10 protein-coding genes are annotated in these 14,273 nt (G+C 69.3%); 7 read left to right on the plus strand and 3 right to left on the minus strand.

The genetic code is table 11. The features are described 5' to 3' along the window. The first annotated feature begins 204 nt into the window (after nucleotides 1-204). On the plus strand, nucleotides 205-825 hold the full coding sequence (locus ABD848_RS04310) for a TetR/AcrR family transcriptional regulator (RefSeq protein ID WP_344967524.1): 621 nt from the start codon (nucleotides 205-207) through the stop codon (nucleotides 823-825). Between the two features lie 296 nt (nucleotides 826-1,121). Here ABD848_RS04310 and ABD848_RS04315 read toward each other — a convergent pair whose 3' ends face one another. Continuing rightward, nucleotides 1,122-2,285 carry an FAD-dependent oxidoreductase gene (locus ABD848_RS04315; RefSeq protein ID WP_344967526.1) on the minus strand — a complete coding sequence of 388 codons (1,164 nt, stop codon included), beginning with the start codon at nucleotides 2,283-2,285 and terminating at the stop codon, nucleotides 1,122-1,124. Nucleotides 2,286-2,432: 147 nt separating this feature from the next. Next, nucleotides 2,433-3,395, minus strand: coding sequence for a M48 family metallopeptidase (locus ABD848_RS04320; protein WP_344967528.1), 963 nt, complete (start codon nucleotides 3,393-3,395; stop codon nucleotides 2,433-2,435). 403 nt (nucleotides 3,396-3,798) lie between these two features. Here ABD848_RS04320 and ABD848_RS04325 point away from each other — a divergent pair, with 403 nt between their 5' ends. From ABD848_RS04325 to ABD848_RS04335, 3 genes are all read left to right on the plus strand, one after another. Continuing rightward, nucleotides 3,799-5,340: a hypothetical protein gene (locus ABD848_RS04325; RefSeq protein ID WP_344967530.1), complete on the plus strand. Its 1,542-nt coding sequence runs from the start codon at nucleotides 3,799-3,801 to the stop codon at nucleotides 5,338-5,340. A 286-nt stretch (nucleotides 5,341-5,626) separates the two neighbouring features. Beyond that, a complete protein-coding gene (locus ABD848_RS04330; protein ID WP_344967532.1) occupies nucleotides 5,627-6,013 on the plus strand; it encodes a sigma-70 family RNA polymerase sigma factor in 387 nt (128 codons plus the stop codon). Between the two features lie 8 nt (nucleotides 6,014-6,021). Then, nucleotides 6,022-6,216: a sigma factor-like helix-turn-helix DNA-binding protein gene (locus ABD848_RS04335; protein ID WP_344967533.1), complete on the plus strand. Its 195-nt coding sequence runs from the start codon at nucleotides 6,022-6,024 to the stop codon at nucleotides 6,214-6,216. Nucleotides 6,217-6,420: 204 nt separating this feature from the next. Here the strand turns inward: ABD848_RS04335 and ABD848_RS04340 are convergent, their stop codons facing one another. Next, a complete protein-coding gene (locus ABD848_RS04340; RefSeq protein WP_344967535.1) occupies nucleotides 6,421-7,899 on the minus strand; it encodes a hypothetical protein in 1,479 nt (492 codons plus the stop codon). Nucleotides 7,900-8,146: 247 nt separating this feature from the next. Here ABD848_RS04340 and ABD848_RS04345 point away from each other — a divergent pair, with 247 nt between their 5' ends. From ABD848_RS04345 to ABD848_RS04355, 3 genes are all read left to right on the plus strand, one after another. Beyond that, nucleotides 8,147-13,162: a hypothetical protein gene (locus ABD848_RS04345; RefSeq protein ID WP_344967537.1), complete on the plus strand. Its 5,016-nt coding sequence runs from the start codon at nucleotides 8,147-8,149 to the stop codon at nucleotides 13,160-13,162. Continuing rightward, the gene (locus tag ABD848_RS04350; RefSeq protein ID WP_344967539.1) at nucleotides 13,159-13,590 is read left to right on the plus strand and encodes a hypothetical protein; all 432 of its coding nucleotides are present in this window, start codon (nucleotides 13,159-13,161) and stop codon (nucleotides 13,588-13,590) included. The genes ABD848_RS04345 and ABD848_RS04350 overlap by 4 nt, the downstream gene beginning before the upstream one ends. 346 nt (nucleotides 13,591-13,936) lie before the next feature. Then, nucleotides 13,937-14,233, plus strand: coding sequence for a WXG100 family type VII secretion target (locus ABD848_RS04355; RefSeq protein ID WP_344967541.1), 297 nt, complete (start codon nucleotides 13,937-13,939; stop codon nucleotides 14,231-14,233). Nucleotides 14,234-14,273: the final 40 nt, after the last annotated feature.

Consider the following 14,273-nt stretch of genomic DNA (forward strand, 5'->3'; position numbering starts at 1 on the left):
GCGGTGAAAGTGGCACCACACCGTTAACCGACTAGGTGGTATGACATGTGGAATACCCTGGAGAACGCGCAACCGCGCGCCGCCGGGTGCACAGGGAGACGTCCGGGCTGACGGACGCCCGTGGGGGCACACCCCTCGCCCCCCGGACCCGGTGGTCACGACGGCCAGCCACGGGGCCGTCGTCCGGACTTCTGGGAGGGACATATGGCGGTTTCGTCAGAACGACGCACGTCCCCAACGGCGGACCACTCCGCCAACTCCGTTCCTGGGCGCCTGCTATCGGCGGCGACACAACTGTTCGCCGAGCGCGGCTTCGAGCGTACCTCCGTCCAAGAACTGGTGGAGCGGGCCGGCGTCACCAAGGGCGCAATGTATCACTACTATGCGTCTAAGGACGATCTTCTCTTCGCGATCTACGAGCGGGTGCTGTCGATGCAGACCCGCCGGCTCCACGAGTTCGCTGACGGCCCGGGCACGCTACAGGAACGACTGCGCGGAGCCGCGGCCGACGTCGTCAAAACCACGCTGGAGAACCTCGACGACGCGGCGATCTTCTTCCGCTCGCTGCACATGCTCTCCGCCGACCGGCAGGCGTCCATACGCAAGGAGCGCCGCCGCTACCACGAACGCTTCCGCGCGATGATCGAAGAGGGACAGAGCGAGGGAATCTTCCGCACTGACATACCCCCCGACATCATCGTCAACCAGTACTTCGGTGCGGTACACCACCTGAGCACCTGGTACCACGCCGACGGCGAGCTGAGCAACGCCGATATCGGCGGCTATTTCGCCGAGATGCTGATGACGAGCCTGCGCCCCGATTAGGTGCTGTTTTCGGGGGGCGGCGAGGGCGGGCGGTGGGCGCGAGCGGGCACCCCGCGGGCTGGCGAGATCACATAGCGATCGAGGCACGAGTCGACGAAGACCCCCACCCAGCCGCCCGAAAAACAGCACCATTAGGGCCGCGCATGGGGCGGGTCCACGCTGGCCCGCCCTGAGGCGCACCGCTTGGGAAGGGCCGGTTGCGGTGCCGCATGGCACCGGCAGGCACGTGCCCCGCCCGGTCGTGCCCCGCCCGCGGGCCGTGCGCCGAGACCTGCGCGGCCGTTGCGCCTCGGGGCTCACAGCCGCTCGGCGAGATCGCGGGAGAGGGTGGCGTTTTGCTGGGCGAAGAACCGTTCGAGGATGGGGGTGCGCACGAGCGCGTTGCGCAGCGCACCCACGAGCGGGTTACCGGTGAGGATCAGCCGTTGCATGAGCGCGGCCTCGCGCATGAACCTGCGGATCGGGGCACGGCGCCGCCGCGTGAAACCGGCGAGTTCACTGTGGGAGGCGTCGGGGGTGAGGCCGCCGCGGAGCTGGTCGGCCAGCACCCAGGCGTCCTCCAAGGCCAGCGAGGCGCCCATGCCGACGATGGGGTGGAGCGCGTGGGCGGCGTCGCCGACGAGGACCACTCTGCCGGCGTCGAAGCCCGAGAGCCGCACTTCGCGATTGCGGTCGAAGAACACGTCGCCGCCTTCGGCCGCGACGGCGCGCAGGATGTCGGACAGGCCCCACTCGTTGGTGATCTCTCGCAGATGTCCGAGAGGGTTGTCGGGGATAAGCCCCGGCGGTGACGGAGCCGCCACTGTGGCCATGCGGTGGCCGGTGATGCCACCGATGAGCACTGCCTTGCCGTCCTTGCCCCAAAGCTCGGTGAAGCCGTCGGTCATGTCGACGGTGGTGGGCACCCAGAATGCCCAGGCCGCGGTGCCCAGATCGCGCGAGGAGCGCCCGAAGACGATCTCGCGCACCTGGGAGTGCACCCCGTCGGCGCCCACGAGCACATCGGCGCGTTCCTTCTCGCCATCGGACCAGGTGACGGTGACCCCGGTGGCGTCCTGTCGGACGTCGCGCAGGGTGGTGTCCAGCCGGACCGCCTCGGCGGGGACGCCTTCGCGCAGTGCCTCGTGGAGATCGGCGCGGTGGATGACGGTGAAGGGCCGGCGCGCGGCAGAGCCCACACTGGGGTCTGCCCAGGTGCGCTGCGGGGAGAAGCTGCGGAGCCGTCGCCCGTCCGCGTCACGCACCTCCCAGTGGTGGACCGCGACCCCTGCGGCGGCGGCGCTCTCCGCGGCCCCAGCACGTTCGAGAACCTGCCAAGCGTTGCTCCACAGCACGATCCCGTAGCCGCGCCGGTCGAACCGCGGTGCGCGATCGGCCAGCCGCACCTCGTGGCCGTCTTGGCGCAGCAGCCGGTAGAGGCTCATGCCGGCGAGACCGGCGCCAACGATGAGAACACGCATAGCCTCGACCTCCGGGGCTGGGTCGGCAATCGGGTGGCGTGCCTGGTACGGGCATGCCGGCGGCCGTTATGGCCGATCTGCCCAGTACGCGGGGCCGCACGCGGTCCCGGTGAGCGCGGGGACCGTTCGCCGTCGCCCGTGGGGGCCTCAGAAGAACAGCCTTCCAGGGCGGGAACGGTCGCGTATCGCAGCCATACGCATGACGTTGAGCGGTCGGGGCGACAAGAGGTTGTAAAGGAAGCGGAACATCCCGCGTTCGGTGCGGGCCCGATCGGCCATCTCTCCGAAGTTGACCTCAGGGTAGAGGTATTTCCCGCCGGCAGCCACACGAACCGCGTGCGCACCCTCGGGACAGTGGGCGTAAGCGTGGTTGTCGGCGGTGTACTCCATGGCGCGCGCCAGCGTGGTGCCCAGTGCTGGAATGGCCAGCGCGAGGCGGCGGCACAGGTGGCGCCAGAACGAGGTGTGCCCGGCGGCGATATGGCCGAGTTCGTGGGCGACGAGGAAGCGGAGGGCATCGGGGTCGCGCAACCGGTCGCCCACCTCGAACAGGCCGCTGTCGATGACGACGCAGCCTTGGGGACCGTAGCCGCAGCCGGTGGGACCGGCCGTGCCCGCGCCCAGGAGAACATAAGCGTCGGGAGTGCGACGCAGGCCCATCTGAGCGGCGAGTTCGCTCACCATGCGGTGGGTGACGGGGAATTGGGTGGGGGAGACTTTGATGCCGCGGGCCCGCTGCCCGGCACTGGTCATGCCGCGGAGCGTCCAGGAGAGTACTGGGATGCCCAAGGGAACGAGGACCGTCACGGCGGGAGACGCGGTGGCCAGCCATAGGCCGTGTACGGCGAGCGCGGCCAGGCCGGCAAGAGCGGATAGGGACAGGGCGAGCAACGGCACCTCCCAGGGGTGCCGATGCCCGTGGGGCGACTGTGCGAGGGCGGAGTGGGCCTCGACACCGTACGCCGCAGCATCGTCGCACCACGGCGCGAACGTGGGCTGGTAGAAGGCTCCGGGCGGGTGCCCGCGCGGAAATCGCGCCGGCGTGCCCGGCGCCCCGTAGGGGAACCGGGCGGGGTCCGCCTCGCCCTCGGATACTCCGATCTGGGTCATGGGGAGCTCCTCCCGACGGCCAGGGTGCGTACCGGAGACAGATCTGTTACCCCATGTAACTTAACTTTACTTTCAGTAGGAACACAAGAGAGGGATTCGGCCGCATAGTGCGTCGATCGGTTGCCGATCGCTGCGCCGTCGCGGCAGCGATCCACGCAGGCGGAAGGTAGGACTGCGGTCACCACCACGGCGGCACCCGCAATGTGACCGGGCAGAATAGCGGTATGAACGTATCCGGAACCTGCCCGTGCGGCGGGGCCGGCGTCGCCGCCGGCGCTGACGTCGGGGCGCGCGCCGTCGCCCAACACCCGCAGGTGAAACCCCCGGGATGGCCAACGTGTCCTCGGGCGCGCGGCGTTCTAGGATTCCCCATACACGTTTGTCGGCAAGGGAGTGAACGGTCATGCGCACCTGGGGGCGGACCGGGCTGGCGGTAGCCACTGGGCTCGGGCTGCTGCTCGGGACGGGGGCCTGTACCGACGAGCCCGCCCCGCAGCCGAGCCCCTCGCCCTCGCCCAGCACCGTCCCCACGACCTACAGTGGCGCGTCCCCGCCAGGGCTGGCCGATGAGCCGATCCGGTACCTACGCGGCGCCGAGACCACCGGTTCCGGGGTGCTCGACGACCCCTTGGGTGTGCGGGTTCAGCCGGTGGGGGACGCTTTCTTGATCAGCTCCAGCAGTGAACAGCGCCACATACTCCAGCGCGCGGCTGACGGGGCGACACTGTGGGAAGGCAGCCGGCGCATCGACCGCTTCACCACCGACCGTGCCGGTGAGGATGTGTTCGTGGTGGCCCCCGGATCGGGCGACGAGGGGGGCACCACCGCGGCTGTGGACGCCGCGGGGAACACGGTCTGGACCTCCGCGCTGTCCCGGGAGGACTACGTCAACGGCTGGGTGGTGCGTCGCCCGGAGGGGTGGAGCCCTGACGCCCCCTACGGTGCGTTCGCCATCCACGATCTCGACGGCGACGAGGTGTGGGCCTACGAGTTCACCGAGGAGCACACCCAGCGGGCCGAGCCCGAGGAGTCGGGCACTCCCACGGCCGACGAGACGAGCGCGAGCCCCCGCCCCTCCCCCACCGTGACGGTTTCCGGAGCCAACGGCTCACCGGCCCCAGAGGACATCGACCCCGAACGTACGGGGGTACCGGTGGGCGCCGGCGGCGACATCTTGCTGCTACGTGACGGGGCCGGGACGATCCAGGCGCGCAACCTCAGTGCAGAGGGCGAGGCACTGTGGCGGCTCGGGGACTCCGCGGGGGAGACCGCTCCCGGCGGGGCCTCGTTCGAGCGCCCGGAGCCCCAGATCGTCGGCATCTTCGACCTTCCGGAGCAGGAGGAACCCCAGACTAGCCCTGCTGCTTCGGCGGCGTCCCCCTCACCGTCACCGTCACCGTCGGCGTCGACGTCGGCGAGCACGAGCCCATCGCCCGCCAGTGCGCCCGACCCGCGGCGCGGGGTGTTGCTGCGCTGGAGTTACAGCGAGAGCGAGTCCTATCTGTCGATGTCGGAGTTGGCGAGCGGCGCGCTGCTGTGGTCGGTGGCCGAGCCCGGCTACAACCCGATCGATCGGGAGTTCTCCGTCACGCCCGTGGCCGGCACCATTTACGACGCGGCGAGCGGCACGCTGCTGCTGCCGCAGCGCAGCGGCGAGACACCGTTCATCGCCGTCGACGTGGCTTCCGGGGAGATTCTGTGGCGCTTCGAGAGCGACGCCGAGCGCGCGATCTCGCCGGCCTTCGCGCTGAACGGTTACTTCTACGGCGACTCCCGCGGCGCCGACGACAGTAACTTCCAAGTGGTGCTCGATGCCGACACCAAGGATGTGGTCTCCGACGACCTGGCCGGCTATGTGGAGGCCGTGACCGACGACGGGCACGCCCTGGTGGTGCAGAACCGGCAACGGTTCGTTTTCGCCGCCGATCCCGACAGCAGCGGCTAGCGGCGCCCCGCCTGGGCAGGCCGGCGGAGCCCGCCCCGTAGCATCCGCGTGCCGACGTCCCTGGCGGTGGCGCTTCTTTAGCAGTCCGGAGTCACAACCAGTCGCACCAGTCACAGAACGTCGCATCACAACTTGATGACGACAGGCCGAACGAGACTTCCACTTCGGGACGAAAGCCCTAAAACAGAAGTTGTAACGACACAAATTCGGTTAGCGACCGCTTTCTCTCAGCCTGCCCCCTGAAGAGGCGCTCCCCTCCCCTCCTCTCAGCAGAGCCGGAGCAGCTATGCCCGACACCCCCGGTAACGAAGACGTTCCTCCTCCGCAGCGCGCCCCCGCCCATGAACACATCGACGTGCGCCCCAGTACCGAAGACGAGTACTTCCGCTTCCGGGAGGTGTTCGACGCCCACCACGAGGCGGTGTTGAAATTCGTGCTGCGTATCAACGGCGGCCGTCGTCCCCAGGCCGAGGACATCACCCAGGAGACACTGCTCAAGGCGTGGCGCTCCCTGGACGGCCTCCACGGCGACGTGGCGCAGATCCGCCCTTGGCTCTACACGGTGGCGCGGCGGCTCGTCATCGACGCTGAGCGCACCCGCCAAGCACGCCCCCGGGAAGTCTCGGGTGCGCCCTCGAAGAGCTGGCCACGAGCGACCCCGCGAACGCGCTAGTGCACACGATGGCGGTGCATCAGGCGTTGGCGACCCTGTCGATGCAGCACCGCACGGTCATCGAGTACGTCTACCTCAAGGACTACGCGACCGAGACGACGGCGCGTATCCTGGGCATCCCCGTGGGCACGGTGAAGTCACGGCTGCACTACGGGTTGCGGCTGCTCCGCGGCAAGCTGGGCCGGGGCGCCTCGGGAGGCTGATCGGCGCCCGACCGCCGCCGGGATCGCCGCGCCCGATCCCGCGGCTGTCCCCAGATAGCGTGTCCGATCCCGGAGCGGGAGAGCGGGCTCTGCTCGGCACCCAGCGTTTGACGGCGGTCGTCCCCCGCGACGGTCACACCGCCATAGCGAGCGCACCGCGCCCCATGGCCTGTCGTGGCTGTCATGGCAGCCGGCCGAGGCGAGCTATCGAGGCTCACGTGGGCCTCCCTGATCCTGGTCGTCCTCCTCGGGCAACCGCAACAGCACCGACAGCCCCAGCGGCCCCGTATCGAGCACCCCCCGCTCGGTGACGCGCCACTGCCAGTGCGCGTAGCTGGACTCGCCGACCACCACGACGACCACCCCAGGCGGAGTGTCGGCCAAGGCGTCCTCCTCGTGGACGGTGAGAGGGCGCGGCACGGCGATGACACGGCGGCCTTCAGTGGGCTCCGCGGGGCCCCACAGCGCGTCCGTGGCCACGTGCCCCCACCCCGCCTCGGTCTCGGCGCGCTCAGGCAGCAGCGGCTCCAGTGACTGCCCCTGCTCCAGCACGGTGACCTCACGCCCGTGTTGGGCACGGAATGCCTGCGCGATCACGCGGACGGCCTCCCGTGCGATCGGGCGGTAGCCCCCGATCGCCAACGGACCGGCGAGGCGGGAGAAGTCGACGAAAACCTGCGCTCCATCCGCCGTCCCCAGCCCCACCAGCATGGCCTGAGCCGGCCGGATCAGCACCTGCGACATCGTCGCGAACGGCGCGGCGGAGGTGGTGGCCGACCTCTGGGGGACACGCCGCCACACCGTGTCCTCCTCAGCGCGCCACGAGGCGACCGGCAGGGTCGCGTCACCGGGAACGATCACCCGGATGTCCTCGCCGTCGACCAGCGCCGCCATGGGGCGGGCCGGCACGGCCGCCGGAGCGCTGGTCAACTCGATGATCGCCACGCCCGCCCGGGTCCGCGCCCCCTTGTCGGCACGCATCACCTCCGTGGCCTCGCGCCGACTGCGGCGCGCCAGCCACGCACGGGCCACATCGGGCAGGCGGGGGCGGGGCCAGTTGACGGCGGCCAGGCGCTTGAACGGCCACCAGAGGGCCTTGAAGATGGGGCGCCACCACAGGGCGAGGATCGTCAGCACGACGAGCGCACCCGCGCCAGCGCCCAGCAGCCGCGGATCGAGCGGGGACTCCTCGCCGTGGTCGGTCCCGGCGGCTGCCGACGCCGAAGCCGACGGGGAGGGCGAGGACGACGGGCTGACCGACGAGGAGGGGCTCGGGCCGCTCTCGGCCGCGGCGTTACGCGCCCGCACTACGCAGTAAGGGTCCTTGGCCTCGGTGACACCGGCGCCGTTGGCGTCGTCGGGCAGGATGAGCTTCCATCCGGCGCGCAGTTGGCGGTCGGTGCCCAGGCTGGCGCCGTCGGCCTGCTCCTTTCCCTGGTTGAGCTGGTAGATCTCCTGGGCGCGCAGCGAGTCACCGAGGTAGCGAGCCGAGATCTCGAACAGGCCCGAGGAGCCCTCCTCGACCGTGTAGACCTTCACGGTCGGGCACAGCGCGATGGCGTCCTCCAGCGACAGGCTCTCGGCCTGCGCGGCGGATGTGATCCCCGCCACGGCGAGCATCGGCGCGCCACTCACAGCGAGCACCGCCCCGACCATCGCCAGGTGCCGAGTCCCCACGCGCATCGTTGTCGTCTCTCCACTCTCTGGAGGGGCTGCGCAGCCAGAACGCGGCGGGCGCGCCCCAGGCGCCCGCCGACACGCCACCGGCTTTGACCGCCCATCGTGCCTTCGGTTGGACTCACGGAACAGACAGGGGAAAGGTTCACCAACTCCGGCGGAAATATTGGACTGAACCCACCCGGTCCCGCTTCCGTACATCCCTGTGTAGCCGAGGAGCGACACAGAGCCGGTCGACCGGAGAGGATGCCGCATGCCGGTGAGGATGAACGATCCCGGGGGACGGATGCTGCGGTGGGAGGTCATCAACAAAAGCGAGGACCCCACACCGGGGGACGTGGAGCAGGTCGAGCGGATCAAGAATTACTACCGTGACCTGGCCTCGGTGACGACCCGCGCGTGGGAGCGGGTCAAAGACGGCAGCGCCATCGCCGACGGCGAAGGCGAGGCCATGACCGCACTGCGCGAGGTCATGGACGAACTGCCCGGCATGCTGGAGAAGGCCAAAAGCTCCTACAGCCTGGCGGCCGACGCCTACGAGAGCTACTACACCGCCCTGAAGACCGGCCAGGAGGAGACCCGCAAAGCGATCCTCAACGGCGAGGCGGCCTACGAGAAGCACAAGGCCAACCCCGACGACGAGCAGGCCGAGCAGGAGTGGCGGGACTACGTCGACATGGCCCAGGCGGCCATCAACGAGTTCATCATCGACATGGCCAGCGCCGCCAGCGACCTGGAGACGGCGGCCCAGGACGCGATCCCGCCGCGGGACTTCCTGGAGCAGGTCGCCGACTTCTTCTCCGACAACCCCTGGCTTCAGGTCGCCATCGGCGTGGTGGCCGGCATCGTCGTCATGCTCTGCCCGCTCAGTTGGGTCGGATTCGCCATCGCCGCCGTGCTCGGCGGGCTGGTGCTGGCCATCGACATCGCCCAGTTGATCAGAGCCGACGAGTTCGGCTGGAATAGGAAGACCTTCATCACCCTCGGGCTGGGGCTGCTGGGCTGCGTGCCCGGCGGCGCCGTCGCCCGCGTCGGCGCCGGGATCATGCGCGGCGGCGCCGCCCTGGGGCGGGCCGGCGTGACCCGCAGCGGCACCATCGGGCGGGGGATCACCTCCATGGCCCAGTCGGTGCGCAGCGGTGTCGGTGCCACCGCAGTCGGACGCGGCATCACCAACTCCCGCGCCTGGTACTCCTCGGTCAAGGCCGGCGCCTGGCGCGGCCCCAAGGTGAGCATTGCCACCCAGTTCGGGATCAGCGGCACGCAGGACTTCGCGATGGGGCTGGGCGCCAACTACGTCGTCAAAAAAGCCATGGGCGAGAAGATCGACACCGGACAGTTGCTCCTGGAGACGGCGGCCACCACGCTGCCGGGCTCGGCCGTGGGCAGCGGGTTCCAGCACTACGACATCAGCTTCAACCGCGTCGACGGGTTCAACATCTCGGCCAAGCACAACGGCGACGTCCTGCCCACCTCCATGGGGGTTAACGACATGTCGCCCGACATGTCGCCAAGCCCGGTCACGGAAGGCAACTTCGACGGTGTCACCTCCGACTTCTCCGGCGGCAGCGGGGAGGTCACCACGCCGGAAGGAGTGCAGACCAACATCTCCACCGACACCGGCGGCGCCCCGAACGTGCAGACCACCACTCCCGACGGGCTGACCGCCACCTCCGGCTACGACAGCGCGGGCGACCTGTCGACCTCGCAGGTCTCCACCGGGAACCCGGGCAGCGGCGAAGGCTACTCCGTCAGCCACGACCTCTCCGGCGGCTCTCCCGAAACCACGGTCACCACGCCGGCACCCGACACCATCGGCGGCGACACCGGGTCGCCCACGGCCACCACCGCCGACAGCTCCGGCGTCACCAGCAGCGGCGACTTCGGCACCTTCTCTTTCGACCGTTCCGGCGCCGCCCCCGACCAGGCCCCCACCGCCCACTACGACTACTCCGACCCCGCCTCGCCCACCCCGGAGGCTCCGGACTTCCAGGCCGACTTCCCCGGCACCGGCAGCGCCGAGGTCAGCACCCCCGCCCACACCGGCGACGGCCCCCAGGTGAGCGTCGACACCACCCCCGAAGCGTTGAACGTGACGACCCCCGACACCAGCGTCGAGGTCACCACCACCCCTGACGGCGCCACGGCGACGTCGGTGGGCGGCACCGACGGGGCGCCGGCACCGAGCTACCACAGCGGCGACCAGCGGATCAGCGTCCCCACCGGCGGCAACGCCGACGCGAGCGCGACCCACACCGGCCACGGGGCCGCCCTCGAAGGCCCTGACGGGACCACGGTCACCACCTCCGACTCCGCCGCCGTTCCCACCGACATCCGCCCGGGCGGCTCCGGCGGCCCCGACTCCATCCAGCACCGCGCCGGCGAGGGAACGGTCGAGGCCCACACCGGCGACTCGATCAGCGCCGCCAACCACCACGGCGACGTGCTGGTCGCCAGCCAGTCCGGCGACACCACCCTCGCCCAAAGCGCCGGCGGCGCGGGCAGCGCGACAGCCGCGGGCGCCGCCGCACACTGGAGCTCCAGCGGCACCGCCAGCTACAGCACGGCAGGCCCCGCCGGAGCGCCCGCGGGCCACCGGTCGGCCTCGGGCGAGGTCACGTTCGGCAACGCCCGAACACAGCCGGACGGCACCGTGCAGCACCCCGACTTCAGCGTCGACCGCGACGGCACGCTCACCATCCGCGACGGCGACGGCAACACCTGGAGCTTCGACACCCACGGCAACCCGCTATCGACCAGCGCCCCCGACGCCGCCCCGCCCACGCTAGGCACCGACCCCGATACGGGCGCGCCGACCTTCACCGCCCAGGACGGCACCACGGTCTCCCTCGACGCCAACGGCCCCCGGGTCACCACCTCCGACGGGTGGTCGGTGTCGGCGGCCCGCGGCGGCGACCCCTCGGGCAACGCCGACATCACGGTCACCGGCCCGCGTGACGCGGGCGGCGACCGGCTCAGCCTCACCCACGGCGCCGACGGCGGGCTGCGCGCCGAAGGCGGCGGTTACGCCCTCGACACCGGCAACGGGTCCACGGCCGCGACCACGCCGGAGGGGGCCGGCGCCCTCTCCCACGGCGCGGGTGAAGCGGGCGTGCAGTCGGGCGACTGGCGAGCCAACGTCACCGGCGCCGGCGCCGAGGTCACCCACCCCGGCGGCAGGATCGACCTCGACACCCAGGGCGGGGCTTCCCTCAGCGGCGGCCATGACGGCACGGGAGCCCCCGCGTGGCAGGTGCGCTCCGACGCCGACGGCGACATCGGCGGCACCACCGGCTCGGGGACCGACGTCACCGCCTCGCGCGAGGGCGACGTCACCTTCGGCAACGGCGACACTCAGGTCACCCGCGCCTCCGATGGCGAGCTCACCGTCAACGACGGCAACGGGCTCACCGTCACCCAGCCCACCACCGGATCGGCGGCCCACGTCGACGCCGGGCCGGGCCGTCCCGCCGTCGATGTGGGGCCGGAGGGCTCCACGGTCACCTCACCCGATGGCGGCGCCCACCACGTCGACCAGGACGCCGCCGGCAACCAGCAGGTGCGGATCAACGAGGGCGAGCCGGGACAACCGACGATCGACGGCAACGGCACGGTACGGGTCACAGACGCACGCGGGTCGGTGGCGGCCACGGCGGAGGGATTCGACGCCCACGGCGCCAACTCCCACGTGCGCGGCGGCGACGGCGGCACCACGATCGACACGCAACAGCGCTTCTCCCCCGACTCCACCGTCAGCCACCACTCTCGAACCGGCACGGCCCCCGACGCCCCGGAGTCGCTGGTCACGGTGGAACGCGACGGGGCGACGAGCCGCTACGACACCGAAGGAACCGTCCAGCAGAGCTACGACGACGGGCGGCCCGGTGCGCCCAGCGCCACCCGAGACTCCGAGGGCACCACGACGGTGGAGACCGGCCACCACCACCGCTCCTCCGACACGGTCTCCGAGGGGCCGACGATGCGGCGCAACCCCGAAAGCGACACCACGACGGTGGAACACGACGGGTTCCGAATGAGCCAGACGCGGCCCGACGGCCCCGACACCCCCGTGGGTACCGAGGTCCAGCCCGCGCCGGACGCGCCGGTGGCCCGGCACAACCCCGACGGCTCCTCCACGGTGGAAGCGGGCGACGTCTCGGTGCACCGTTCGGCCGACGACATGATCAGCGTCACCGCCGGTGACCGCGACACCCCAAGGGTGGAGTGGGAGCAGGGAGACGGCGGCGCCACGACGACCGTGCGCGACGGCGACGGCACCCCCGTACTGCGACGCGACCCCGACGGCAGCATGCGCAACTCCCGGGGCGAGGACATCACCGGAGACGGGGTGGACGCCACACCGGACCACCCCGGCTACCACGTGACCCGCGACGGCGACGGATCGGTGACCCTCACCCGCGATGGCGACCCCTCGACCACGATCAGGTTCAACGGCGACGGGAGTACCTCGTATTCACGGAGCGACTCCACCACCCACGTGGACCTCTCCCCCACCGGAAGGCCGACGACCACTCAGCACGCCATCCCCGACGCCGAGCCCACCACGACAGTCCGGCAACTCCGCAAGGGCGAGATCGAGATCGACCACCGTCCCTCCCCAAGTGGCCGGGAACACAGCCTCACGCGGATGGACAGGCACGGTAACGCGGAATCGCGCATCCGCGGCACCGATCCCGACGGCCGCGCGACGAGTTGGGGTGTGGGCATCGACAACCGCGGCCAAGCCACGAGCGTCGACCAGCGCAGCCCCAACACCAATCCGGTACGGCTGCGCCCCAACGGCGAGCTCAAGGAGACCAGCGGCCTGTGGGAGAACTACCTCGCCGGCGGCGAGTTCCGGAAACCGGAGAAGCTCTACAGGCTTGCGGAGGACGGTTCCGATCCGGGGCGCCCCATCGTATGGGGGGGCATGAACCAAGACGAGTACGGAAGGATGAAGAGAGAGGCTCTGAACGAACTCCGCAATGACGCGGGAAACCTTCCCGGCCTGTTGAATTTCAAGTCCCCAGAGGAAGCCATAACGAACTGGCTCTACAGCATACCCAAGGGGATAGCCCAGGCCCGTTACGCCAACACACCTCTTATGGGCGAAGACAGCATATTCACAGAAATAGGATGGAAGTTCGCCGCCGAGACGGCAAAGGTCCACACCACCACCGACTGGGAAACCTCCTGGGACGCCCACGAAGAACACCAAGAGGACTTAGAAGACATAGAAGAAGGACTACAACCAGAAAAACAACAATGACTCCCTTCGAAATAATATTCGGCCACGACGCCGAAGAACTCACCGAATACCTCTGGCTCCTCGTCGCACCCGCAGTTTTTATTTTAATAAAATTAATCTCCAGACCACACCCCGAACAAGGAAAATTCCCCAACCCAACAGAGGTTGAAGCCGCAACGAAACCCGTTGTCGAAGAGCTCAGACAAGAAGCACCAGCACTCAAACAACAAATCAACGAAACACTCGAAACCACCGACGACCCAGAAACACAACAAAAACTACAAAAACAACTCAAAGAACTAAAAAAGACATCTACCAATACGAAAGCTCCTGGGACAACCTCTACAGCATCCAAACCGCAGACGAACAAGCACTCAACCGCGCCAACGCCGCCCGCCACGCCATCCTCCACACCCGCGACAACATCTACAAAATCCGCGACCAGGTAAACGACATCATCAACTGGGACACCGAAACCGAATAGACCCCCGCAACAGCCTGTCGCGACAATGGGCGCCCAGGAGCACCGAGCGCTACCGGCTTGTGATGGCGTGCCGAACGAAGTGGTCACCCTCACATCCCCTCCGCCCCACCGCTGCTCTGCCCCTTTCCCACTTCCTCTCCTGCTCTGCCTTCCGCCCCAGCAGCACAGCGAAAAAGATTGAACCCGCAGCGTCCCAACTCCGTACAGGAGTATGACGGCGCCTTCGCCCCGGCGGGGCGAGCGCGCCCGCACCCAAGTCCACAGACCACGGGGCTCTCTCGTGGCCGGTACTGACCAAAGGGGTTTAGGACATGCCGAGCTACTCGGTCGACTCTGACCGGACCGCCGAAACCTCCAGCTCCCTCATCTCCGAGTTCGAGGAGTTCCAGGAGCGGCTGGAAGGCATCAAGAGCAAGGTCGACGGTCTGCTTGAGGACGGCTACAACACGCCGGGGGCCGAGAAGGACTTCAAGCCGTTCTTCGAGCAGTTCCACCAGGGTTTCAAGGACGTCAACAACGGCCTGGAAGGCATCGGCAAGTACGTCAAGCAGGTCGGTGACTCGTTCCAGAGCACCGACGAGGAACTCGGTAAGGGCCTGAGCGGCTGAGCGGCCCGCCCACATTCGCCGACAGGCTGTCCCGGTCGTG

The sequence above is a fragment of the Salinactinospora qingdaonensis genome (genome assembly GCF_039539445.1).
GTDB classification, from domain to species: Bacteria; Actinomycetota; Actinomycetes; order Streptosporangiales; family Streptosporangiaceae; genus Salinactinospora; species Salinactinospora qingdaonensis.

Coding starts and splice junctions, on each gene's coding strand:
- ABD848_RS04350 (WP_344967539.1), top strand. CDS start 13,159: ATGACTCCCTTCGAAATAATATTCGGCCACGACGCCGAAGAACTCACC.
- ABD848_RS04320 (WP_344967528.1), bottom strand. CDS start 3,395: ATGACCCAGATCGGAGTATCCGAGGGCGAGGCGGACCCCGCCCGGTTC.
- ABD848_RS04330 (WP_344967532.1), top strand. CDS start 5,627: ATGCCCGACACCCCCGGTAACGAAGACGTTCCTCCTCCGCAGCGCGCC.
- ABD848_RS04325 (WP_344967530.1), top strand. CDS start 3,799: ATGCGCACCTGGGGGCGGACCGGGCTGGCGGTAGCCACTGGGCTCGGG.
- ABD848_RS04335 (WP_344967533.1), top strand. CDS start 6,022: ATGGCGGTGCATCAGGCGTTGGCGACCCTGTCGATGCAGCACCGCACG.
- ABD848_RS04345 (WP_344967537.1), top strand. CDS start 8,147: ATGCCGGTGAGGATGAACGATCCCGGGGGACGGATGCTGCGGTGGGAG.
- ABD848_RS04315 (WP_344967526.1), bottom strand. CDS start 2,285: ATGCGTGTTCTCATCGTTGGCGCCGGTCTCGCCGGCATGAGCCTCTAC.
- ABD848_RS04340 (WP_344967535.1), bottom strand. CDS start 7,899: ATGCGCGTGGGGACTCGGCACCTGGCGATGGTCGGGGCGGTGCTCGCT.
- ABD848_RS04355 (WP_344967541.1), top strand. CDS start 13,937: ATGCCGAGCTACTCGGTCGACTCTGACCGGACCGCCGAAACCTCCAGC.
- ABD848_RS04310 (WP_344967524.1), top strand. CDS start 205: ATGGCGGTTTCGTCAGAACGACGCACGTCCCCAACGGCGGACCACTCC.